Source organism: Enterococcus plantarum (genome assembly GCF_001730295.1).
Lineage (GTDB): Bacteria > Bacillota > Bacilli > Lactobacillales > Enterococcaceae > Enterococcus_L > Enterococcus_L plantarum.
The window spans coordinates 160,641-184,338 of record NZ_MIKA01000034.1; the positions used below are offsets into that span (position 1 = coordinate 160,641).

Here is a 23,698-nt window from a genome sequence, read left to right on the forward strand (position 1 = left end):
ATCTGGTAAACTAACATTTGTGATTAAGTTAATGGAGGTGTAATATATAAAATGTCAGTTAAAATTCGCTTAAAACGCATGGGTTCTAAGAAGAGTCCTTTTTACCGTATTGTAGTTGCAGATTCTCGTTCTCCACGTGATGGACGTTTCATCGAAACTGTTGGAACATACAATCCTTTAAAAGATCCTGCAGAAGTAGTTTTAAAAGAAGATTTAGTTTTAGACTGGTTGTCTAAAGGCGCTCAGCCTTCAGATACAGTTCGTAACATCCTTTCAAAAGAAGGCGTTATGAAAAAACACCACGAAGCTAAACTTGAAAAGAAATAAGGTGACAGATGATGACAGATGTGAAAGAGTTAGTCTTAACTATCGTTCGCCCATTAGTCAGTCAACCTGAGCTGGTCAACTTGGAAATAGCAGAATCAGATGATTTTATAGAGTACAATTTGACTGTATCGCCTGAAGATATTGGGCGTATCATTGGCAAGCAAGGACGTGTTGCTAAAGCAATTCGTACAATTGTTTACAGTGTACGTGTAGAAGGACCTAAAAAAGTTCGTTTAAATATCGTAGATGGCAAATAGCACAAAAAAAGCACCCAAATTTTTGGGTGCTTTTTTTGTTGAATAATTATTTTTTTCTAAATACTTTAATCTCAAAAATTGGTGCATCAAAAATGATTTCAGCTTCATCAATCATCAGACCCAGTAGGTGATAATCTTCTTCTTCATGGTGAGTGATACCAAGTAATTCATCATAATAACTCTCAATGCTTAGATCTCTTGGTGTGTTTAATAAATCCAATAAATGCAGGACATTTTCTGGTTCTTCTTCAGTATTTCCTTGTATAGCAATAGAAAAACCTTCAGACGTAAAGTTAACACTAATACGGATTTCTTCAATGTCATTCGAAAAGAAGTAAGTCAATAATTCATCTATGATTCTCTTAGCTTTGTCTCTTTCTTGCATGTTGTTTCACCTTTCTGATCTGTAAAATATTATCAAGTAATGGTACCATGACCGCTGCCACAAAACCAGTAGAAAATCCATTATTATAAAGATTTAGTCCACCGTGAAGATAACTGACATTTGTGACCAACGACATATGTAAAAATCCGGCGATCAAGCCAAACGTGATGCCATAATATCCAGCAATTGGTGCTAACCCAGTACCGAAAATACCCGCAAGCACGACTGTTGTTTGGTTTACCTCGAAAACAGAAGACACTTGAGCGGTCAAAAAGACGCTAACTAACAAAGGGAGACTATTGAGAAGATGATTACCGAACGCACTAAAACCAACTGCAGATAAAATAGCGCCAACAATCGGTCCATTAAGTGTTGAATGACTGATTTGAGTATAACCAACAAGCAACAAACCCATCAGGGCCATATTCATCATAGTAGCACCTACACCTGAGATAGAAATAAAATCAGTGATCAATTTCCCGGATGTTTTGCTGATATCTTTTAATCCCTTCAGCGAAAAATGATTGACAATAAACCCAAGCAAAAACATGATGAAAAATAAAAACAGCAGAAAAAAAAGAAGTTTAGTATGATAATCAGTTGAAACTAAGTTTTTCCCTTCAATCTTCCAGCCGAACATCCTTAAAATACCAGTAAATAACATAGCAATAAGTCCAGAAGTAAAACCAACATTATATAACGAAAATCCTTTATGGAAGGTCAGAATATGCGAGGCTAGAGGTGGTAAAATCAACCCAATAAATATACCCACTGAACATCCTAACGGAATGGAAAACATCAAAGGTAACGAGATCCCAAAAGTGAGGTAACTAATAATAGGAGATAGGGCACTCCCAAATAAGCTGACAACGATAAACTGTGAAAAAGGTTTCTTTACAATGTTTGCATAAAAAAGCCCGCCAACGATGATCGGAATCGAATTATACATATTTTTTCCGAAAAATGAGCATCCAGATACTGTAAACAAAGCAGCGATCATAGGACCATTGATGGGAATATTTTCTTTTTTAGCAAGTAAAACACTAATTAGTGTAAGCAAACCACTATTAACAAACGCGCTGCCAAATGTTCCAAGTTCAATATAATCAGTTAATAAGTTGCTAGGTGAAGTTAAGATTCGAAGCATACCAGACCACAAAAACGAAAGAGGTTCACTAAATACGCCAATCAAAATTAAAATCAAGCAATAGCCAATCAGAAAATAATAGTTTCTATTCTTATCGATCATTTCTGAACGATTTTTATCAGTGTGTAAAAAAAGTGTCTGGCCATTATTGTTAGCCATAAAAAATACCTCCATTATCTATTTAATAACATAACTATAGCTTGTAAAAGCTTCATCGGTCAATACCATTTCAGTAAAGTCGAGTAAATTATCATGTTTTTCTGACATATTCATAAATATTGATAAAATCAGCCGCCAAAAGAGTGTAAAATAAAATTGTAATATTAATAAGATAAATAGTTAGATAATTTAAAAATTATCATCAAGCTTAAAAGTGAGATATTACACTCTTTTCTGTCACAGGTTAAGTCGTTTCACATGTTTATTTTGCTTTAAAAATTAAGGAGGGACTATTGTTGGTTAGGAAAAAAATTTATAAAAAAGAACATATCTTAGCTGCTGCACAAGATTTATTACTAGAAAAAGGATTTTCATTTATCACAGCGAGAAATGTTGCAAAACACATGGAGATTTCAACACAACCTATTTATCTTGAATTTAAAAATATGGAAGAGTTAAAATTAACATTACTAAAAACAATCCATGTATTTTTAGAAAATGAATTCTTTTCTAAAATAAAAACGTCAAATAATTGTGCGAATTTTGCCTTAAATTATATTGATCTAGCAAAAACAAACAAAAAATTATATATCTCTTTATTTGTGGAACCTCATTCATATGGGAAAGAATTACAGAAATTATTTTTCAGTTCATTTCAAAAATATCTTCTTAATGATGACAACTATCGTACAGTTTCAAATGAACAGCTTGAAACGTTACATAAGAATATATGGATCGTTGCAGCTGGCATCGCTTCTTTAAGTGGTTCTGGAATAGTAAATCAAACAGAAGGACAATTGATTGCATTGTTTACAACTATCGAAAAAAATAGTGGAATAAGCTAAACCATTCAGAGACCGAGAACTATCTCAGTCAAAAGGACTAGATTGATTTCGTCTATTCGACTGATTGTTTTTTGTTATTCTGATGCTAAACTAACTTTATCAAGTGAAAGTTGGAGGAAGTATCGTGAAAATAATCAAAACAATCATTGTAATAGCAATACTTGGAGGAGTAGCTCTTTTTGGAGCTAAACTATATACGCAAAATCATTCAGATGAACTTTCTGGCACGATTGACCAATTAAACCCGTTAGTTCCAGAAGGGGAAGTTTATGTGAAAACAAAAAAGGCTGACAGTATTAATAGTTACGGCATTACGACATATAAACAACAATCTTTTGATAAAGAAGGAAAATCAAAAGAGATAATATTTACAGCAGATCATGAATTACAAACAGATCGCTATTTGAAAATTTATAATAAAGGCGCACACATAGAGACTTATGAAGAAGTTTCAGAGCAGGATATTCCAGAAAAAGCACTAAAGCAACTGCACAAATAAAAAACTACCAGAGTATTATCATCTGACCAAAAAGAGGAACAGTAAGGTTCTCTTTTTGGTCAGATGATTTCTGGCAGTTTCTTTGATCAAGTTATTCAAATAGCCTGAGGTATAAAGTCAATTGTACATAAATCATTATGATAGAAATGGATTGTTGCATGAATTTGTCCATCCTCAATTAATTTTTGTGCAGTGTCTTTTACGTCTTCTTGGTTATATTGCTGGAAATTGATCACGTTTGCTACAAAATGAGGAGATTTCCGATAGGAAGCCTCAAGTATGAGCGTTTCGATTTGTGGATTAAACGTCATTCGTTTTCACCTCTTTTGTTAACAATACCACTTTATTTCTAAATTAGATAGTAATTCGTTGATACATGAGGATATAGAAAGAAATATTTTCATCAAATATTAGTGTAATAGAGCGAGAAAGGTAAAAAATCTTTACATCATACATAACTAATTTGTTTGCATCTGAAAGAAAAAAGAATGGCGATGAATCACCATTCCTTCAACTATTTATTTTTTTGCTTCTTGCAAGATATTGATCTTTTCGATTCGAATGTCTTTTTTAGGTTTATCTTGTTCTCCAGTTTCAGCAGAAGCGATTTTATCAACAACATCCATTCCTTTAGTCACTTGACCAAAAACAGTATGTTTGCCATCTAGGTAAGGTGTACCACCTTTTTTGTAAGCATCGATAATTTTTTCTGGGTAATCATCTTTTAGCAAGCCATCTGACTTATCCTCAGCATTCTGAACAATAAAGAATTGGCTACCGTTTGTGCCATTGCCTTTTTCATCTGTACCAGCATTTGCCATCGATAAGGCGCCACGCAGATTGTATAATTGGTTAGAGATTTCATCATCAAACGACTTACCCCAGATACTTTCACCGCCAGTACCATCACCCTTAGGATCTCCGCCTTGGATCATGAAATCTTTGATAACGCGATGGAATGTAACATTATTATAATACCCATCTTTTGCATGTGTCATAAAGTTTTCGACTGTTTTTGGTGCTTGTTTAGGAAATAGTTTGATTTCAATTGTTCCTTCTGTTGTGACCATTTCGACTAAATCTTCATCTTCACTGACTTTATCAGATAACTGAGGTAGCTCTAGTGAATTTAAATCTACTGATTCAGATGATTTCGTCTCTGTTGAAGATGTAGCAGAAGAATCTGCTGTTTTTTTCTCATTTTTAGGACCACATGCTACAAACAATGCTAAAGCAGTTAATAAAGCTGTAGCAGCAATGATTTTTTTTGTTTTCATAAAGTTAAGTCTTCCTTTCAAAAATCGTTATATCTCATAATAACAAATCCGTTATAGAACCGCTAGTCAAAATGGAATATTTTTAAGATTCTTAAAAGGTGTAGACCACTTTTTCTTATTCTGCTATAATGAAAATGGATACATTATAATCAATACAAATCATAGGAGGTAGTGATAATGGGAAAATTAGGTATTTCTATTTATCCAGAACGATCAACTTTTGAAAAGGATAAAGCGTATCTAGACCTAGCAAATAAATACGGATTCAAACGTGTTTTTACAAGTTTACTTCAAATCACAGAAGACAAAGAAAAAGTACTAGCAGAGTTTAAAAAAGTGGTTGATTATGCAAATAGTCTTGGGATGGAAGTTATGGTCGACATTAATCCTGCCTTATTTGAACAATTAGAAATTTCGTATGATGACTTATCATTTTTTGATGAGATGGGTGCTTATGGTGTGCGTTTAGATGTTGGATTTACTGGAGCGGAAGAAGCACGTATGACAAGAAATCCATATGGAATCAAAATAGAAATCAATATGAGTTCAGGAACAAACTACGTAGATAATATTATGAGTTATTCACCAAACACAGACAACTTATTAGGATCTCACAATTTTTATCCGCATCGTTACTCTGGTTTAGGCTATGATCATTTTGTTTTTTGTTCAGAAAAATTTAGAAAATATAATTTAAATACAATGGCTTTTGTAAATTCACATGACGCTACTTTTGGTCCTTGGCCTACACAAGATGGATTGTGTTCGTTAGAAGACCATCGTGATTTAGAAATTGCTACCCAAGTGAAACATCTCGTATTGACGGGGTTGATCGATGATATCTTAGTGGGGAATGCTTATGCTTCAGAAGCGGAACTAAAGGCAATGGCGGATGCATTTAATGCAGAATATCCTTCTATAAAAGTAGACGTAGAAAAAGATATCACTGATGATGAAAGAGAAGTCTTATTCACAAGCCTTCACAGTTATCGTGGAGATCGTTCAGAATATATTTTACGTTCAACAATGACGCGTATTCACTTTAAAGACCGTGAATTTCCAGCTCACAACACAAGAAATATGACGAAAGGTGACGTGTTGATCGACAATGAGGGGTATGATCAATACAAAGGAGAAACACAGATTGCTCTGAAAGAAATGAAGAACGATGGACGAGTGAATGTCGTTGGGCGCATTTCAGACGACGAATTATTCCTATTAGACTTCTTGAAACCGTGGTCTAGTTTTAAACTGATTGAACATAACTAATAGTAATAAGATCAAACTGGAAGTAAAATACTTTCATTTGATCTTATTTTTTCTTAAAAGAGCTTTTTTCGTTAAACTCTACCAGTCAGGATAATATTGAAAGTTTTTTCAACTGAAAAATATATTTTTGTATATGATTAATATTGCGAAAATTGGAATAAAACATTATACTATTTAAGAATTTAAAAAATCGTATTATTTATTCTTTGTCTAAGAATCACATGTTTTTGTGAGTGATACGTTTAAACGGGGAGTATTAGGATGAATCGAATTGTAAAATTTTTGATAGCTGTAGTAATTTTGTTGGTAATCGTATTAACAGGAGCAGGGATGTATTTCTATAATTATGCCGTTGTTCCATCAAAAAAAGATTTTCTAGCTGGAGATACACCAGGAACCGATACCGAGGTGAAAACACCTCAAGAAAAATGGTTTAAAGACAAACGTAATCGTTCTTATTGGGATGTAACATCCAAAGATGGTTTAAAGTTAAAGGCAATCTATTTGCCGGCTGAAGGAAAAACAGATAAAAATGTTATTATGGCACACGGCTACATGGGCAGTGCAGAGACGATGGCTAATTTTGCTAAAATGTACCATGATTGGGGCTATAATGTTTTGGTGCCAGATGCTAGAGGACATGGTGAAAGTGAAGGCGACTATATAGGTTTTGGTTGGCCAGAGCGAAAAGATTATTTACAATGGATTGATAAATTATTAGCTGAAAATGGTAAAGATGCTCAAATCACCTTATACGGGATTAGTATGGGTGGCGCTACAGTCATGATGACCAGTGGTGAAAAGTTACCAGAAAATGTTAAAGCAATCGTTGAAGACTGTGGTTATTCCACAGTAAATGAAGAATTAGCGTATCAATTAAAAGATATGTTTCATTTACCATCATTTCCGTTGGTACCTGTTACAAGTTTGATCACGAAAATTCGTGCTGGTTATTTCTTTGGTGAAGCAAGCTCGATTGCACAACTGAAGAAAAATAAAGTACCGATGTTGTTTATACACGGCGATGCAGACAAATTTGTGCCTTTTGAAATGCTAGATGAAGTATACAAAGCCACAGATGCACCAAAGGAAAAATTTGTTGTCAAAGGTGCAGAACACGCTAAATCCTATTCTGCTGACCCTAAAGCTTACAAAGAAAACGTTGAACGCTTTTTAAAAAAATATGTAGATTAATGAAAATCGTCATCCAGTATGAACAGCTGGTGACGATTTTTTAAAGCAAAAAGTAGTCATTATTTAGAATGACTGCTTATTAATTGTGATTCTTGCTACTTTAACTATACATCTACTAGAATTCTTTGATATGATAATAAAAAGAAATGAGGTAAAATAGATGGAAGAACAAATTATTGACTATCTGCATAACTTACAAATCGAACGTGGGCTATCTCTTAACACAAGAAAAAGCTATGAACGTGACTTACATAAATATTTTGCTTTTCTAAAAGAGCAAAAGGTAGAGACTTGGCAAGTAATTGATCGTTACATAATTATGGAATATTTACAAACCTTACATAATGAAAATAATGCGTCTGCTACCATTATTCGAATGATTTCAACTCTGAGAGGGTTTCATCAATTTTTAAGACAAGAACGCTATACAGATCATGATCCAATGCAGCATATCGATTCGCCTAAAAAAGCGCAAAAGCTTCCGAGCACACTGTCGATTGAAGAAGTGACGACTTTAATCGAAACGCCTGATACAACCAAGCCTCTAGGGATAAGAAACCGAACGATCTTAGAAGTCATGTACGCAACTGGGTTACGAGTAAGTGAATTAGTTGATTTGAAAATAGGCGATTTACATTTGTCGATCGGCTTACTACAGACGATTGGTAAAGGAGATAAAGAACGGATTATACCTTTAGGAGATTATGCGATTCAATGGATCGAAAAATATTTAGAAGAAGCTAGGCCAATCTTAATAAAAAAAAATCAAAATGAAACACATCTATTTGTAAATCATCACGGGAACTCCTTGTCAAGACAAGGAGTTTGGAAAAACTTGAAACAAATTGTACAGGAAGCTGGAATTAATAAAACGATTACGCCACATACGCTTCGTCATAGTTTTGCGACACACTTATTAGAAAACGGGGCTGATTTAAGAATTGTACAAGAACTCTTAGGTCATGCAGATATTTCTACGACTCAAATCTATACTCATATCACGAAACAGCGAATGGCGGATGTTTATAAGCAGCACTTCCCAAGGGCTTAACGAATAAAAAAAGAAGGTGAGATCATGTTAACGTATTATCGAAAAGAGCAAAGAAAAATTGCAATGGGTCTTTTAAGTTTCCATCAAAAATTAACAGAGTATCACTCGTTACTAAAAGAAATAGATACATATGAAACTGACGATCACTTTTATTTACTTTTTTGGACACCAGTCGGAGAACAAAATATTCAAGGAATTATTGGGATAGAGTTAGAAACAGCTGATGGGATGATTTTACATGATATATCGATCAATCCTTCTTTTAGAGGTGAAAATCTTGGCTTCATTTTGTTAAATGAACTAACTGAGCTGTATCCTGATACAAAAATTTACGGAACATTAGCTACATCTTCATATTTATCTAAGTGGAAAGAACACAACGCCTGAATTTTATGGTAAACTAAAGCGTTGAAAAAGAAAGTTGGATAACCTTGCAGGAAATTAATGTTAAATTAGATGTATTTGAAGGTCCGCTCGATCTTCTACTGCATCTGATTCAAAAATTAGAAATTGATATTTACGATATTCCAATCGCTGCTGTAACAGAACAGTATATGAACTATATCCATACAATGAAAACTTTGGAATTAGAGATTGCTGGCGAATATTTAGTGATGGCAGCGACATTGATGGCAATCAAAAGTAAGATGCTTTTACCTAAACAAGAGTTGGAAATGGCAGAAGACGATGAGATTCTTGATGGGGAAGATCCTCGAGACGCGTTGGTTGCGCAATTACTTGAATATCGGAAATTTAAATATGCCGCAGGTCTTTTGCATGAAAAAGAATCCGAAAGAAGCCTTTATTATACAAAAGAACCAATGGATATCGATGAATACAAAGAAGACAATCCTTTATTAGAACCGAATCAATTGAATACGATCGATCTTTTTCTAGCTTTTCATGCAATGCTAGAAAAGAAAAAAAGTCGTCAGCCAGTTGAAACGACGGTTGCAGGGGATGATGTTTCGATTGAGGAAAAGATTGCAACAATCACTCAAAAAATGCGTCAGATCGATCGGAAAACACCGATACAGTTTGACTCTTTTTTCACTTCATATTCTAAACAAGAAGTCGTTACGACTTTTATGGCTTTGTTGGAATTAATGAAAAAAGGAATTGTTCATGTAGAACAAGAGGATAATTATAGTACTATTTTACTTTATAATACATCCGAAGAGATTGAAACAAATACGGAGGAAACGGCGTGACAACAGTAAGTCAAATCGAAGCGATTCTATTTGTTGTTGGTGAAGAAGGTATTGGATTAGAAGAATTATCTTATTTATTGGAATTATCTACCGCCAAAACATACGAAGCCTTGACCACTTTAAAAGAACGCTATGAATCAGATAAACAAGCAGCTCTAAATATTTTAGAAGTTGGCAATCACTTCATACTTTCAACTAAAAAAGTCTTTGCACCATTATTAAAAAAATATGCGCAATCCCCTATCTCCAACTCGTTGTCTCAAGCAGCGCTCGAAACATTATCGATCGTTGCTTATAAACAACCAATTTCAAGAGTTGAAATAGATGAAATTAGAGGTGTTCAGTCGGCAGGTTCAATGCAAAAACTAGTTGCCCGTCAATTGATCGAAGAAAAAGGACGGGTAGACGGGCCCGGTCGCGCTATTTTGTATGGAACTACGGCTTATTTTATGGATTATTTTGGTTTAAGATCCTTAGAAGAGCTGCCAGACATTCATCAAATGGAAGAAGAAATCGCTGAAGAGTTACCTTTAGACCTCTTTTTCGACCGTTACAAAGAGTTAAATGAAGAAGAATTACCAACGGACACAAATGAATCGGAGGAAGAAAACTAAATGGAAAGACTTCAAAAGGTTATTGCGCATGCAGGCATTGCATCACGCAGAAAAGCAGAAGAATATATCGTCAATGGACGAGTAAAAGTAAATGGAAAAATTATTCGAGAATTAGGAACACAAGTAGGGAAAAATGACAAAGTCGAAGTAGATGATGTACCGATTTACAAAGAAGAATATGGTTATTATCTTTTTTATAAACCAAAAGGTGTTATTTCAGCTGTTTCTGATGACAAAGGCAGAAAAGTTGTGACGGACTTTTTTGCTCACATCAAAGAACGAATTTATCCTGTTGGAAGATTGGATTATGATACATCTGGATTGCTGCTTTTAACAAATGACGGTGAATTTTCTCAAAGATTGACTCACCCAAGGCATGAAATCGATAAGGTGTATGTAGCAAAAGTAAAAGGATTAGCTAAAAAACATGATTTGCTTCCGTTGACTAAGGGAATGAAAATCGAAGGCTATAAGACTGCACCTGCTGCTTTTGAGATCATATCTGTTGATCTTAAAACGAACACAAGTATTGTTGAATTGACGATTCATGAAGGTCGTAATCACCAAGTGAAAAAAATGCTGCAAGCAGTTGGTTACCCAGTTCAAAAATTAAAAAGAGAAAAATACGGTGACTTGACCTTAAAAGGACTACGTCCAGGTGAATACCGTAACTTAAATAAAAAAGAAATCAGTATCTTAATGAATCAATCAAAGTAATCTTATTAGGAATATGAGTTGAAACTAAATTTAGTTTTAACTCATATTTATAATGGGTCAATTGCTGTATATGTGACCTTGTGAACAAATATATTGCTTTTTTTTTAAAAGGTTGTATACTGTACTTGTACAAAAAAATTAATAAAGGTTCGTCTTCAGGGGCAGGGTGAAATTCCCGACCGGTGGTTATAGTCCACGACCTACTTCATTTGAGGTGGCTGAATTGGTGAAATTCCAATACCGACAGTAAAGTCTGGATAAAGAAGATAGGGCTTATTTGAATTGGCATTTTTCAGATAAGATAACTCTACTCTATTTTCCCTGTTGGAAAATAGAGTTTTTTGCTGTAAAACACTGCGACTGGCTTTGCCAGACGTAGATGTAAATAGTACTTGGTGAGATACGTTTCCTTCATGCTGAAACACGACACTTCGATTCAGTTTTATTGTTGTAAACCATGAAGAATCGTGGGACAACAGAGTAGAGGGTGAATAGTGTTTTTCGAGTGAAATAAGAGAAGTCACCTTCATTGTAAAACACTATATTTAACCAAAATGAAATATGAGTGAGTCTCTTTTAAAACGAAATACTGCTGTACACTCAACAACTGCTAAGAAATTTTCAATAAATTAGGAAATAACCTAGCAGTATATAGTGATGCAAACTCTGTTGTTCAGCCAAGCACCACCACACAACAAATCAAGAGTAATCGATGAAAAAGTCAGTTTAGAAAAGTTCGTTTGAAGATGGGTCCTTAAACAGGAGGATTTCATATGCGAAACAACAAGGTACAAAAAATGGTAAGTGTAGCAATGTTAGCAGCAATCGGTGTGGTTTTACAATATGTGGCGTTTCCAATTATACCGTCATTAGTTTTTTTAAAGATTGACTTTAGCGATATTCCCGTTATGATCAGTATGTTTTTGTTCGGCCCACTAGCTGGAATAAGTACTGCTTTCATAAGATCAGTATTGCATCTATTTACGACAGGAGCATCGCCACAAAACTTAGTGGGAGATGCCGCCAGCTTTTTTGCAACCACTGTCTTCACTTTGCCGATGTATTATTTTTTCAAGCGAGGAAGCGACAAACGTTCAAACAAAATTTTAGGTGTTTCTACAGGAATTATTGCGCTCACTGTTTTTATGGGTGTTGCGAATTACTTTGTCATCACACCAATTTATTTACAATTATTTGGCGTATCAGCTGGGCAATTCTTAGGAATGTCTTTAGCAAAATATGTTACGATTGGCATTATTCCATTCAATTTGATAAAAGGTGCAATCGTGAGTGCCGTTTTCTTGGTCCTTCATGCAAAACTTTTGCCATGGCTGTCTAGAAAACAATATCAGTTGAGTGATAAAAAAACATTAACGAAATAAACGATTGATAGAATCTCTAAACATAGAGTGGGACGACGTGTTTTGCTCTGTGTTTTTTTGTTCGTCAATACAAATTCTTCTAGTTCCATGGAAATTTTTGTTAAAATAGAAAAGATGAAGAGAGGAGAACAACGATGAAAAAATGGCAAAAACGATTACTTTGGTTTATGGGTGTATTGATAGCATTGATTTTAGTAGGTTTATTTTATGTAAAAACCATTACATATACTCCGACGACAATGGCCTTAGAAGCATCACAAAAAGCAACAGATGAGAAGGATGTATTGTTTTTTAAAGGGGATAAAGAGAAACCCGCACTAATTTTTTATCAAGGAGCTTTAGTTGAAAGTGCCAGCTATAGTATTTGGGCTGAGAAAGTGGCAGAGGCTGGATATTCGGTTTATCTAGTAAAAGAACCCTTAAATTTGGCTGTTTTAGGTCAAAATAAAGCGGAGCAAATCATACGTTCTAATGATCTAACAGATTACGTGATCGGCGGGCATTCCTTAGGTGGCGTTATGGCTAGTCGCTTTGCAACCGAACAAGATAATAGTGGATTAAAAGGTGTATTTTTCTTAGCCAGTTACCCTGATGAAAAAGGTAGTCTTTCATCCTTTAAAGGACAAGTTCTTTCACTGACAGGATCTAAAGATGGTGTTTTAAATTGGGATGCGTATGAGCAAGCGAAAAAATATTTACCCAAACAAACTGTTTTTCAAGAAATCAAAGGCGGAAATCATGCTGGATTTGGTAGCTACGGTGAGCAAAAAGGGGACAAACCCGCTGGAATCAATAATGACGAACAACAAGAAGCTGTTGCCAATCAACTAATTGATTGGCTAAAATCAATAAAATAAAGAATAAAAGGAGAGAATATAGTCTTTAGACAAGCATTCTCTCCTTCTTTTATTTCTAGTGTGAAAGTGAGAAACTATTTATTATTTTTCGATGATCTCTATTGCACGAACAGGACATTTGCGGTACGCTGTTAACGCATTGTTTTGTTCGTTTTTGGGAACAAATTCTTGTTGGGCCTGACCATCATTCTTTAAAATGACGATCCCATCATCATTATAATCAAAAATTTCTGGTGCATAAACTTGGCATAATCCGCAAGCGATACATTTTTCAGGAATAATTTTACATAACATAAGAGCACATCCTATTCTATCATTGAAAGAGGTGGAAATATGGAACCTTACTTTATTTTAGCGTTATTTCAGCACGGATACAAGGTACGAACTTCGACTTTGTACCACCTTTTAAAAGGCAAACGGACAAGCTCCGTATTACTATATGGTTTTCTATACGAAAATTTACGTTTTTTTCAGTTATTTCCATTATTATCTGAAAAGCAATTTAATACTATACTAGATGAATTAGTTAAGCAAGAGTTATTGTGTTTAATGTCAGATAGCAGGGTTCAGATAACCGCAAAAGGGAAGCAGATCGTGCTTGAAGAGGGCAATCATTTTTCTTGGATCGATCATTATCGTTTTGGTAAAACAGACGAAATAATTTGGCGATTCTTACAGTTTACAGTGCAAGTGGTTTCGAACTTGTCCTACAATCATAAAAACTACATTCCTCTAGAACAGTCGCCACTATATCAGAAACAAATCAAACTGTTCCTAAGGTCAACAACGAAAGCACAATTGATCGGAACTGTAAAAAAAGAATGGATGCAACTTTTTTCTCAATTAACAAAAGATGAGGCGAATTATTTCGCGCAACAATTTTCCGGCTATCAATTAATAGGTAAAACTTCTTTTCAACTAATGGATAATCAAGCGGATCCCTTTGAGCAGTTTTTGAGTAAAAAAGAAAAACTCCATCATTTACTGGATATAATTTGTCAAATGCCAGAGGATAGCTTCCTAAAGAAGCTGATTTTACCGCTAGTGAGACAAAATGAAAATAAGAGTATGAGCGAAACTTGGTCATATTTGGAAGCGCAGCTATCTTTAGAGGCATTGGCTCAGCAAAGAAGGGTCAAGGTAAGTACGATTAAAGATCATCTTATGGAATTAGCTTTAACGAAAAATTTTCCGTTTGAACAGTTTATATCAAAAAAGACAAATCAATACTTACTTGAATACCCAAAACCCTATCAAGATTGGGTCTATTATTCCATCAAACAAATAATGCCAGAACTTGACTACTTTGAATTTCGTTTATATCAAATTCAAAAACTTAGGGAAGAAAGAGACTTTAGACAATGACAATCGATTTAGAGCAAATATTGCAGGAAAATTTTGGTTTTAGTACGTTTAAACCTGGGCAAAAAGAAGTAATCCAGCAGCTTTTAAAGAAACGTGATACGTTAGCTGTTTTACCAACTGGTACAGGGAAATCATTATGCTATCAATTAGTTGGACAATTACTTAACGGCACAGTGATCATTGTTTCCCCGCTTCTGTCATTGATGGAAGACCAAGTATACCAACTTCAGAAAAAAGGTGAAGCCAAGGTTATCGCCTTGAATAGTAGTTTGTCCTTTATGGAAAAACAATATGTACTTGATCATCTAAGTGACTACAAATTTATTTTAATTAGTCCTGAAACGCTAAGCCAAAAAGAGGTTCGAAAAAGAATTTCTGAGTTAACTATTGCTTTGTTTGTGGTAGACGAAGCGCATTGCGTTTCCCAGTGGGGTGTCGATTTTAGACCAGAATACACCAAATTAGCTAAAATCCAAGCAGAGTGTGGTTATCCATTGACTTTAGCCTTAACTGCCACGGCAACACCAGCTGTAAAAAAGGAAATAATGAAACAAATCTTTTCTCATCGTGAACCAATTTCAGAAGTCATTTTTTCTGTGAATCGGCCTAATATCGGTTTGATTGTTAATCAAACAACTGAAAAAGACGAGACACTGATTTCCTATTTGACACAATTAACAAACAGAGGAATTGTTTACTGCGCAACTAGAAAGATGGCTGAGAGAGTGAATCGTGTCATCAACGACCAAACAAATTTAAAATCAGCATTCTACCACGGGGGACTGACAGCCAATGAGCGCAGTTTATTACAACAGCAATTCGTCTCAAACCAATTAGATGTTTTATGTGCAACAAATGCTTTTGGTATGGGAATTGATAAACCAGATGTGCGCTTTGTTATTCACTACGATTGTCCTGATAGTTTAGAAAATTATGTACAAGAAATTGGTCGAGCAGGTCGTGATGGTCAGGCTAGTGTCGCGATTTTACTCTATCAAAAGGGTGATGAATCAATTCACTATTATTTCCAATCAGAAAGTCGGCTTGACCGAGAGCTGTTAAACGAATTAGCTGAAATACACTCAGACAATCAAGACAATGTTTTACCTACACTAAATGAAATTCAGCAAAAATGGCTACAAGGTTATTTAGAAAAAGAGTACACGATTGAAGAGTTAGAACAAAGATTATTAAGAAAAGAGAAAGAACGTCAACAACAGTTGGATGCTATGTTAAACTATATTAATGAAGAAAAATGCCGTCGGGTGTTTATTCAGCAGTATTTTTCAGAAACAATCGCAGAAATAAACCAAGAAAATTGTTGTGATCGATGCGACTTATCTTTTGACAACTACAAAGTTCAAATAGTACAATCACCAGAAGAAAACGAAATCTCCGAACAATGGGAGGACATTTTAATAAGATTATTTAAAGAATAAAAATAATCTTTTTTTAGACTGCAGTTGATAGAAAGCTGTGGTATAATAGCAAACGAGAGAATTTTAGGAGGAACGATACGTGAGTAAAAAAGATAAGAAAAAACAATCAGGTGCCCGTGAACCTTGGGAGCAGTCAATTTATGAGACAGATAAGAATGCTGGAGGTTCTCGCTCAGAAAAACGTCAACAAAAAAAAGGGAACACAGTTTTTCTAACGATTTTAGTTATCTTATTACTAATGATCATTACTTTACCAGTAGGAACATACCTTTATGTGATGCGAGATAAACCAAGTGACAACAAGCAGACTAGTCAGCCTTCATCCTCTGTGGTTGTTCAATCATCGACTAAAAATAGTTCGACAGAATCATCATCTTCAAGTTCTAGCTCTTCACAAGAGCAACCAGCTTCATCCTCTGAGGTAGCAACCGATGGTGGACAAAGTAGCAGTGTACCGCAAGAGACTACACCGACAAGTGAAGCGGCTGTGTACGATCAAGTTCGTAGTGGTGAGGGACCAAATCAAGTCGCTCAAAGAAATGGTATTACTGTTGAAGAATTATTACAATTAAATGGTATTTCCTTAGATACTGTTTTACAACCTGAGCAATCTTTACGCGTTAAATAACAAGAAAATCGGAGTGTAGCGATAGCGCTACTCCCCGTTATTAAGGGTCTGAAACAAAACAACTTATGTTTTGTACCAGACTCTTTTACTATGTGACAAACAAAGGAGTTCATTATGGAAAAGATAAGTATTGCGATCGATGGACCAGCATCTTCTGGCAAAAGTACAGTAGCAAAAATTTTGGCAAAAAAATTACATTATATTTATTGCGATACAGGCGCAATGTATCGGGCATTAACCTATTTAGCTATTCAAAAGAATGTCGACTTTGAAAATGAAAATGGTTTGGTTAATCTATGTCTCACACACACAATTTCTTTCAAGCAAACAGAAAAAGAACAATTAGTTTTTATTGATGGAAACGAAGTAACTGAAGAAATCAGACAACCGAATGTGACAAATGCAGTTTCAATTGTTGCGAAACATGCTTCTGTTCGTGAAAAAATGGTAGAGCTTCAACAAACAATCGGACGTCTAGGTGGTGTCGTTATGGACGGTCGTGATATTGGAACGGCTGTCTTACCAGATGCTGAAGTTAAAATCTTTTTGGTGGCAAGTGTGGAAGAACGCGCTGAAAGACGTTATAAAGAAAATCAGGAAAAAGGAATTAAAACCGATTTTACCACATTAAAAAAGGAAATCGAACACCGGGATTATCTGGACTCAACAAGGGAAGTGTCCCCGTTAAAGCAAGCAAAAGATGCTGTTAAAATCGACACAACTGGAATGAACATAGAAGAAGTTGTAAAAGCAATCGAAGAGGTCATCACAGTAAAAAGTTAACCTTTCAAATTTGGTCATAACATAGATAAGAAGATAATATGACTGTGGTAAAGTTATGCTATCTTTGCCTTGAAACAAGAAAATTTTTTCTCACTCTTAAAGAAATAAAAGAAAATGAGAGAAATCGCTTTATTTTTTTAGCAAAATCCCGTACTATTAAAGGAGTAGGTCAGATTTTACGAATTTTTTGGTGGCATAGGAGGATAAGTATTCATGACAGAAGACAAAAAAGTGGAAAACAGCAATGAAACAATGGAAGATGCAATGAACAGTTTCAAAGAAGTAAATGTTGGCGACATCGTTAAAGGTGAAGTGCTAGCAATCGAGGACAAACAAGTAATTGTTGGTATTGAAGATGCTGGCGTTGAAGGTGTAGTACCAGCAAAAGAATTATCTACGACTCAAGTAGAAGATATCAATGAATTAGTTAAAGTAGGCGATATCTTAGATTTAGTTGTCATCACTTCGATTGGCAAAGATAAAGAAAATGGTAGTTATTTACTATCTAAACGTCGTTTAGACGCTAAAAAAGTCTGGGAAGAAATCGAACAAGATTTTCAAGCTGGAAAAATCATTGAAGCCCCAGTTACAAATGTTGTAAAAGGCGGCTTAGTCGTTGATGTTGGTGTTCGAGGTTTTGTTCCAGCTTCAATGGTAGAAGAACATTTTGTTGATGATTTTTCTGAATACAAAGGCCAAACTTTGACGTTTAAAATCATTGAAATCGAGCCTTCTGAAAATCGTTTGATTTTATCTCATAAAGCTGTTGTTGCAGCAGAGAAAAATTCTAAGAAAAAAGATATCTTAGCGACGCTTCATGATGGAGACATCGTCGAAGGAAAAGTTGCTCGTTTAACTGATTTTGGTGCGTTTATCGATTTAGGCGGAATTGACGGATTAGTTCACGTATCAGAAATTGCGCATCAACACGTTGGGAAACCAAGCGATGTGTTAACAGTTGGCGATGATGTAAAAGTGAAGATTCTTTCAATCAATCCAGACGAAGAACGTGTTTCTCTATCTATCAAAGAAACACTAGCCGGACCTTGGGAAGATATTGAAAATAAAGCGGCTGTCGGTTCAGTTCTTGATGGAACGGTTAAACGCCTGACTAGCTTTGGTGCATTTGTAGAAGTATTCCCAGGAGTTGAAGGATTAGTCCACATTTCTCAAATTTCACACAAACATATTGCAACACCTCATGAAGTATTAAAAGAAGGCGATGCAGTTCAAGTGAAAGTACTAGAAGTTAATCCAGACGAACACCGCATTGCATTAAGTATCAAAGCCTTGGAAGCAAAACCTGAATCTCAAGAAGAACCAAAAGATGTTCAAGAATATGAGTTGCCAGAAGAGAATACTGGTTTCACAATGGGGGATATCTTAGGTGACGCGCTAAAAGCACAAGATACTGATTCAGAATAAGTATAATGATTCGAGCGGAGGGAAACCTTCGCTTTTTTTATTAAAAAGAGAGACTCACTACCTTAATGAGGTGGTAAGTCTCCTTTTTAGATAGACAATCAATTATAAATGATTCGTAAATCTGCCGGTATATGTTCGCCTTGATAGTGTTTGCGGAATTGATGGGGGGATTGACCTACTTTTTTCTTGAATAGTTTACTAAAGTAAGTCGAATCGACATATCCCACAGTTCCAGAAATTTCAGAAATAGACTTTTCTGTTTTCATTAATAATTGTTTTGATTTTTCTATACGATAAGCAGTCAGATAATCAATGAAATTCATACCAACAGCTTCTTTAAAAAATCGACTGACATAATGACGATTTAAATGCATGATATCAGCCAACGTTGTCAAATTGATTTCTTCATTATAATGGTCATGGATGTAATCCAAAATAGTATTGATTTGTTCTTTTGCTAAAACAGTAGGTTTATTATTCAAAACATCCATTAGAGAAACCTGGTTGAGTGATTTAACACAGCGATCAATAGCAAATTTTAATTCATTAAAATCAATAGGATTTAACAAGTAGTCGATCACCCCGCCGCGTAAAGCCTGATGAATACTCTGGAAATCATTCCGTTCCGTCAGTATAATGACTTTAATATTGGGTAGTTGTTGTACTATTTTACGTTTAACGATAAATCCGTCAATTTCTAAATGGTCGATAGCAATCAAAAGAATTTCTGGAAGCAGTTTATCAGCAATTTTTAGAGCTTCTTGTTCTGTTTCTGCAGGAGGTAGCACTTTTATGTTCATAAATGCATCGTTGATAGAGTGTTGAAGAGTTTGTTGCTCTTTTGTATCATTGCTAACAATCAATAATCGGCACATAAATAACCCCTCTTTTCTTTCATGAGATAATGTCCTTTTTCTTTGTTAAATATACTTTACTACTTTATGATACCTTGAAAAAATGAACCTTTCAAGTATAACTCTTTGTGAAAAAATACGTTAATAGGTAAATTTTGTCCACAAACTTCTTAAAAAAGTACCTAACAAATTGAATAGAATAGATTAAAATTGAGTTGTAAGCGTTAAAAAAAGAAGGAGTGTTCAAATATGACTGAAATAATCAGAGTGAAAGAAATTGAAACACTAGTCGAAACTGCAAAGAAAGCACAGGCTGAATACGAAAGTTATACGCAAGAGCAAGTAGATGCTATCGTGAAAAATGTCTATCAAAAAACGCTTGATAACGCAGAAAAATTAGCAGTGTCAGCACATGAAGAAACTGGATTCGGAAAAGTTTCTGATAAAATAATCAAAAACACTTTTGCAAGTGAGCAAGTCTATGAAAGCATCAAGGAGTTACCTACAGTGGGAGTCATCAACCGCCGTAAAGAAGAGAAAATCATTGAAATTGGCATTCCTTTAGGGGTAGTAGCAGGTCTAATCCCATCAACAAATCCGACTGCAACAGTGATCTTCAAGGCATTGATTGCACTAAAAACTAGAAATGCAATCGTTTTTTCACCACATCCAAAAGCCTTAAAATCAATTTTAATGGCAGTTGATATTATTGAAAAAGCGGCTATTGAAGCTGGGGCTCCATCTGGCTTGGTTCAAGTGATTCAGGAACCGACTTTGGATGCGACTAGTGCTTTGATGAAGCATGTAGATGTTTCACTTATTCTTGCTACCGGCGGTAAAGCAATGGTTCAAGCTGCATACAGTTCTGGAAACCCAGCAATTGGGGTAGGTCCTGGTAATGTACCAGTATTAATCGATGCAACAGCTGATGTGGCACATGCAATCGATTGTGTCATTAGTAGTAAAACCTTTGATAACGGAATCATCTGTGCATCAGAACAAGCACTTGTTGTAGATAAGACGGTGAAAGATGCAGTAGTCGAACAGCTAAAAGCAAAAAAAGCTTATTTTATGAATGAAGAGGAATCTGCAAAAGTTAGCCAATTTATTTTGAGAGAGACGGGCACCCTAAATCCAGATATCGTTGGTAAAAGTGCATCAGACGTTGCAAAATTGGTTGGTATCTCTGTTCCAGACGACACATCGATTTTACTCTCAGAGCAAACAGAAATCGGTCATCACAATCCTTATTCAAGAGAAAAATTAACGCCAATTTTAGGTTTATTCACCGTTGATTCTTTTGAGAATGGTGTAGAAACATGTAAAGCTTTACTGGCGAATGAAGGAACTGGTCATACTGCAGTTATCCATACAACAACCGATGCTAATGCAGAAACATTTGGATTAGAGATGAGAGCATCACGTATTTTAGTCAATACATTAGGTGCACTAGGTGCAATCGGAGCGACAACAAAACTAGCACCTTCAATGACATTAGGTTGTGGTGCGATGGGTGGCAGTAGTACAACGGATAATGTAACGGCACACCATTTGATGAATATAAAACGCATTGCTTATGGTGTTGAATAGTAGAAAACGATTAATTTAAAAATAAAGTGTCCTGTAATTGCGATTTATGATACGTGCAATTACAGGGTATTTTTTCTGTTTAGCGGGTTAATTCACTTATTTCACTAGTTTTTCTTGCATCTTAGACAAGCTTTAGGTAAACTAGTAAGGATTGAAAACTTGTCAAGGAGGTAATTTGAATGGCAAATCCAACAATTGCAATTGTCGGGCGCCCGAACGTAGGGAAATCGACAATTTTTAACCGTATAGCTGGTGAGAGAATTTCTATAGTAGAAGATACACCAGGTGTAACAAGAGACCGTATTTATACCACAGGAGAGTGGTTAGGCCGTGAGTTTAGTATTATTGATACAGGTGGTATCGATCTAAGTGACGAGCCATTTATGGATCAAATCAAGCATCAAGCTGAAATCGCTATTGAAGAAGCGGATGTCATTATTTTTGTCGCAAGTGGCAGAGAAGGTGTGACGGATGCTGATGAATTAGTAGCAAGAATTTTATATCGCAGCAAGAAACCAGTAATTCTGGCTGTAAATAAAGTTGATAACCCTGAAATGAGAAATGATATTTATGAGTTTTATTCTTTAGGCTTAGGTGATCCACTTCCTATCTCTGGAAGTCATGGTTTAGGTATCGGAGATGTTTTAGATGAAGCTGTTAAACATTTTTCATCTGAAATCGAAGAGGACGATGAAGATACAATCAAATTTAGTTTGATTGGGCGTCCAAATGTTGGGAAATCTTCTTTGATCAATGCGATTCTTGGGGAAGACCGTGTCATCGTTTCAGAAATTGAAGGAACGACTCGTGACGCAATTGATACACATTTTGAATCGGAAGATGGTCAAAAATTCTTGATGATCGATACAGCTGGCATGCGCAAACGAGGCAAAGTATACGAATCAACTGAAAAATACAGTGTTATGCGTGCAATGCGTGCGATTGAACGTTCAGATATTGTTTTAATGGTTTTAAATGCTGAAGAAGGTATTCGTGAACAAGATAAGAAGGTTGCTGGATATGCGCATGAAGCAGGACGCGGCATTATTATCGTTGTGAATAAGTGGGATACTGTTGAAAAAGAAACCAACACGATGCGTGACTTTGAAGAAGAGATACGTGAAGAGTTTCGATACCTTGATTACGCACCAATCATCTTTGTTTCAGCATTAACAAAACAACGCTTGAACAAATTACCAGAATTGATCGAACGTGTCAGCATGAATCAAAATCTGCGTATTCCATCTGCTTTGTTGAATGATGTGGTAATGGATGCCATTGCTATTAATCCGACTCCGACAGACAAGGGCAAACGGTTGAAAGTATTTTATGGAACACAAGTGGCAATTAAGCCGCCAACATTTGTTATTTTTGTAAATGAAGAAGAATTAATGCATTTTTCATATGCTCGCTTTTTAGAAAATCAAATTCGCAAAGCTTTTACGTTTGAAGGAACACCAATCAAAATCATCCCAAGAAGGCGAAAATAGAGCATTTTACCACACTTGTTTTAATTGCACAAATAAATTCATTGAGTTATAAAAAAAAATGATATTTTTAGAAAAAACTGGTTAAAACGCATCAAAAACCTTGCTATTACAAGCTTCCTATGATATCGTGATAACAGAATATTGATTCAATTCAATATTTGTACGTCATTTTTGGACCACTCAAAAAGAAACGTAAATTAGATATCTTTTAGATATCCTATCCCTTGTGGAGGAGGTGAAATAATCCATGGCAAATAAAGCAGAATTAATCGAAAACGTTGCATCTTCAACTGGTTTAACTAAAAAAGACGCAACTGCAGCAGTGGATGCTGTATTTTCAACAATCCAAGAATCTCTTGCTAAAGGTGAAAAAGTTCAATTAATCGGTTTTGGTAACTTTGAAGTACGCGAACGTGCGGCTCGTAAAGGACGTAACCCACAAACTGGTAAAGAAATTCAAATCGCTGCAAGTAAAGTACCTGCGTTTAAACCAGGTAAAGCGTTGAAAGATGCTGTTAAATAAGACAGATCTTAGAACCCTTGATGAGTCAAGGGTTCTTTCTTTATTTCATTATTTTTTTACATATCAGCATTATACCAATAGTGTTTTTTTTAATAAAAAAACATGAGAGTGGACATCATAATTATTTCGTGTATCATGAAGTTATGGAAACTCACACAGGATTATTAACCCATATCAAGGTGTTCAAAGAAAAGCCGTATGCTATAACAGGAATGTTAATTTGGGAAAATGATGTCTGTATCAATTGTGTTATCAAAAACAGACCATTTGCCAGGTATGTCCTATCGCTACCGATGCACCAGTATGAAATTGAGGTAGAAGGAAACTATAATAGTAGAGGACAGTTTGACGTAAAACATATGCGCATCGTTAACATAGATAGTTATATTGCTTTGATAGGAACCCCCGAA

The 23,698-nt window shown here is 35.2% G+C and carries 27 protein-coding genes and 1 riboswitch; of the genes, 21 read left to right on the forward strand and 6 right to left on the reverse strand.

The features are described 5' to 3' along the window. The first annotated feature begins 51 nt into the window (after window positions 1-51). Window positions 52-327, forward strand: coding sequence for a 30S ribosomal protein S16 (gene rpsP / locus BCR22_RS10540; RefSeq protein WP_010761445.1), 276 nt, complete (start codon window positions 52-54; stop codon window positions 325-327). A gap of 11 nt (window positions 328-338) precedes the next feature. Further along, window positions 339-584, forward strand: a complete 246-nt coding sequence (locus BCR22_RS10545; RefSeq protein ID WP_069654858.1) for a KH domain-containing protein — start codon at window positions 339-341, stop codon at window positions 582-584. A 46-nt stretch (window positions 585-630) separates the two neighbouring features. Here the strand turns inward: BCR22_RS10545 and BCR22_RS10550 are convergent, their stop codons facing one another. Both BCR22_RS10550 and BCR22_RS10555 read right to left on the reverse strand, forming a co-directional pair. Next, a complete protein-coding gene (locus tag BCR22_RS10550) occupies window positions 631-969 on the reverse strand; it encodes a hypothetical protein (protein ID WP_069654859.1) in 339 nt (112 codons plus the stop codon). Continuing rightward, on the reverse strand, window positions 947-2,275 hold the full coding sequence (locus BCR22_RS10555) for a DUF1576 domain-containing protein (RefSeq protein ID WP_069654860.1): 1,329 nt from the start codon (window positions 2,273-2,275) through the stop codon (window positions 947-949). Before BCR22_RS10555 ends, BCR22_RS10550 begins: the two co-directional genes overlap by 23 nt. 296 nt (window positions 2,276-2,571) lie before the next feature. On the opposite strand from BCR22_RS10555, the gene BCR22_RS10560 reads away from it, so the two are divergent. Then, window positions 2,572-3,120, forward strand: coding sequence for a TetR/AcrR family transcriptional regulator (locus BCR22_RS10560; RefSeq protein WP_069654861.1), 549 nt, complete (start codon window positions 2,572-2,574; stop codon window positions 3,118-3,120). A gap of 124 nt (window positions 3,121-3,244) precedes the next feature. Beyond that, window positions 3,245-3,619: a YxeA family protein gene (locus BCR22_RS10565; RefSeq protein WP_069654862.1), complete on the forward strand. Its 375-nt coding sequence runs from the start codon at window positions 3,245-3,247 to the stop codon at window positions 3,617-3,619. 95 nt (window positions 3,620-3,714) lie between these two features. On the opposite strand, the gene BCR22_RS10570 is transcribed toward BCR22_RS10565, so the two are convergent. Both BCR22_RS10570 and BCR22_RS10575 read right to left on the reverse strand, forming a co-directional pair. Next, window positions 3,715-3,930 carry a hypothetical protein gene (locus BCR22_RS10570; RefSeq protein WP_069654863.1) on the reverse strand — a complete coding sequence of 72 codons (216 nt, stop codon included), beginning with the start codon at window positions 3,928-3,930 and terminating at the stop codon, window positions 3,715-3,717. A gap of 207 nt (window positions 3,931-4,137) precedes the next feature. Next, entirely contained in the window at window positions 4,138-4,896 is a 759-nt protein-coding gene (locus BCR22_RS10575) for a peptidylprolyl isomerase (RefSeq protein ID WP_069654864.1), read from the reverse strand. Between the two features lie 177 nt (window positions 4,897-5,073). On the opposite strand from BCR22_RS10575, the gene BCR22_RS10580 reads away from it, so the two are divergent. From BCR22_RS10580 to BCR22_RS10620, 9 genes are all read left to right on the forward strand, one after another. Continuing rightward, a complete protein-coding gene (locus BCR22_RS10580; RefSeq protein WP_069654865.1) occupies window positions 5,074-6,165 on the forward strand; it encodes a DUF871 domain-containing protein in 1,092 nt (363 codons plus the stop codon). 261 nt (window positions 6,166-6,426) lie between these two features. Further along, the gene (locus BCR22_RS10585; RefSeq protein WP_069654866.1) at window positions 6,427-7,359 is read left to right on the forward strand and encodes an alpha/beta hydrolase; all 933 of its coding nucleotides are present in this window, start codon (window positions 6,427-6,429) and stop codon (window positions 7,357-7,359) included. 160 nt (window positions 7,360-7,519) lie between these two features. Next, window positions 7,520-8,410 carry a site-specific tyrosine recombinase XerD gene (xerD, locus tag BCR22_RS10590; RefSeq protein ID WP_069654867.1) on the forward strand — a complete coding sequence of 297 codons (891 nt, stop codon included), beginning with the start codon at window positions 7,520-7,522 and terminating at the stop codon, window positions 8,408-8,410. Window positions 8,411-8,434: 24 nt separating this feature from the next. Continuing rightward, window positions 8,435-8,797 (forward strand): GNAT family N-acetyltransferase, encoded by a 363-nt coding sequence (locus BCR22_RS10595; RefSeq protein ID WP_069654868.1) that lies wholly within the window; start codon window positions 8,435-8,437, stop codon window positions 8,795-8,797. A 44-nt stretch (window positions 8,798-8,841) separates the two neighbouring features. Then, the gene (locus BCR22_RS10600) at window positions 8,842-9,621 is read left to right on the forward strand and encodes a segregation/condensation protein A (RefSeq protein ID WP_069654869.1); all 780 of its coding nucleotides are present in this window, start codon (window positions 8,842-8,844) and stop codon (window positions 9,619-9,621) included. Beyond that, window positions 9,618-10,235, forward strand: a complete 618-nt coding sequence (scpB, locus tag BCR22_RS10605) for an SMC-Scp complex subunit ScpB (RefSeq protein WP_069654870.1) — start codon at window positions 9,618-9,620, stop codon at window positions 10,233-10,235. The genes BCR22_RS10600 and scpB overlap by 4 nt, the downstream gene beginning before the upstream one ends. Then, entirely contained in the window at window positions 10,236-10,952 is a 717-nt protein-coding gene (locus BCR22_RS10610) for a pseudouridine synthase (protein WP_069654871.1), read from the forward strand. A 147-nt stretch (window positions 10,953-11,099) separates the two neighbouring features. Beyond that, a riboswitch (FMN riboswitch) is annotated at window positions 11,100-11,224 on the forward strand. 501 nt (window positions 11,225-11,725) lie between these two features. Continuing rightward, window positions 11,726-12,334 (forward strand): ECF transporter S component, encoded by a 609-nt coding sequence (locus tag BCR22_RS10615; protein ID WP_069654872.1) that lies wholly within the window; start codon window positions 11,726-11,728, stop codon window positions 12,332-12,334. A 134-nt stretch (window positions 12,335-12,468) separates the two neighbouring features. After that, the gene (locus BCR22_RS10620) at window positions 12,469-13,191 is read left to right on the forward strand and encodes an alpha/beta hydrolase (RefSeq protein WP_069654873.1); all 723 of its coding nucleotides are present in this window, start codon (window positions 12,469-12,471) and stop codon (window positions 13,189-13,191) included. An 81-nt stretch (window positions 13,192-13,272) separates the two neighbouring features. On the opposite strand, the gene BCR22_RS10625 is transcribed toward BCR22_RS10620, so the two are convergent. Beyond that, window positions 13,273-13,485 carry a ferredoxin gene (locus BCR22_RS10625; protein WP_069654874.1) on the reverse strand — a complete coding sequence of 71 codons (213 nt, stop codon included), beginning with the start codon at window positions 13,483-13,485 and terminating at the stop codon, window positions 13,273-13,275. A 39-nt stretch (window positions 13,486-13,524) separates the two neighbouring features. On the opposite strand from BCR22_RS10625, the gene BCR22_RS10630 reads away from it, so the two are divergent. From BCR22_RS10630 to rpsA, 5 genes are all read left to right on the forward strand, one after another. Further along, complete coding sequence (locus BCR22_RS10630) at window positions 13,525-14,556, forward strand: YpbB family protein (protein WP_069654875.1); 1,032 nt, start codon at window positions 13,525-13,527, stop codon at window positions 14,554-14,556. Further along, window positions 14,553-15,995 (forward strand): RecQ family ATP-dependent DNA helicase, encoded by a 1,443-nt coding sequence (locus BCR22_RS10635; RefSeq protein WP_069654876.1) that lies wholly within the window; start codon window positions 14,553-14,555, stop codon window positions 15,993-15,995. Before BCR22_RS10630 ends, BCR22_RS10635 begins: the two co-directional genes overlap by 4 nt. Before the next feature lie 79 nt (window positions 15,996-16,074). Further along, complete coding sequence (locus BCR22_RS10640) at window positions 16,075-16,623, forward strand: SAG1386/EF1546 family surface-associated protein (RefSeq protein WP_069654877.1); 549 nt, start codon at window positions 16,075-16,077, stop codon at window positions 16,621-16,623. 114 nt (window positions 16,624-16,737) lie between these two features. After that, the gene (cmk, locus tag BCR22_RS10645; protein ID WP_069654878.1) at window positions 16,738-17,406 is read left to right on the forward strand and encodes a (d)CMP kinase; all 669 of its coding nucleotides are present in this window, start codon (window positions 16,738-16,740) and stop codon (window positions 17,404-17,406) included. 213 nt (window positions 17,407-17,619) lie between these two features. Further along, the gene (gene rpsA, locus BCR22_RS10650; RefSeq protein WP_069654879.1) at window positions 17,620-18,831 is read left to right on the forward strand and encodes a 30S ribosomal protein S1; all 1,212 of its coding nucleotides are present in this window, start codon (window positions 17,620-17,622) and stop codon (window positions 18,829-18,831) included. A gap of 98 nt (window positions 18,832-18,929) precedes the next feature. Here the strand turns inward: rpsA and BCR22_RS10655 are convergent, their stop codons facing one another. After that, window positions 18,930-19,706: a helix-turn-helix domain-containing protein gene (locus tag BCR22_RS10655; protein WP_069654880.1), complete on the reverse strand. Its 777-nt coding sequence runs from the start codon at window positions 19,704-19,706 to the stop codon at window positions 18,930-18,932. Between the two features lie 228 nt (window positions 19,707-19,934). Here BCR22_RS10655 and BCR22_RS10660 point away from each other — a divergent pair, with 228 nt between their 5' ends. From BCR22_RS10660 to BCR22_RS10670, 3 genes are all read left to right on the forward strand, one after another. Further along, window positions 19,935-21,275 (forward strand): acetaldehyde dehydrogenase (acetylating), encoded by a 1,341-nt coding sequence (locus BCR22_RS10660; protein WP_069654881.1) that lies wholly within the window; start codon window positions 19,935-19,937, stop codon window positions 21,273-21,275. A 179-nt stretch (window positions 21,276-21,454) separates the two neighbouring features. Then, window positions 21,455-22,765: a ribosome biogenesis GTPase Der gene (der, locus tag BCR22_RS10665; protein WP_069654882.1), complete on the forward strand. Its 1,311-nt coding sequence runs from the start codon at window positions 21,455-21,457 to the stop codon at window positions 22,763-22,765. Window positions 22,766-23,012: 247 nt separating this feature from the next. Further along, window positions 23,013-23,288: an HU family DNA-binding protein gene (locus BCR22_RS10670; protein WP_010761417.1), complete on the forward strand. Its 276-nt coding sequence runs from the start codon at window positions 23,013-23,015 to the stop codon at window positions 23,286-23,288. Window positions 23,289-23,698 lie beyond the last annotated feature (410 nt).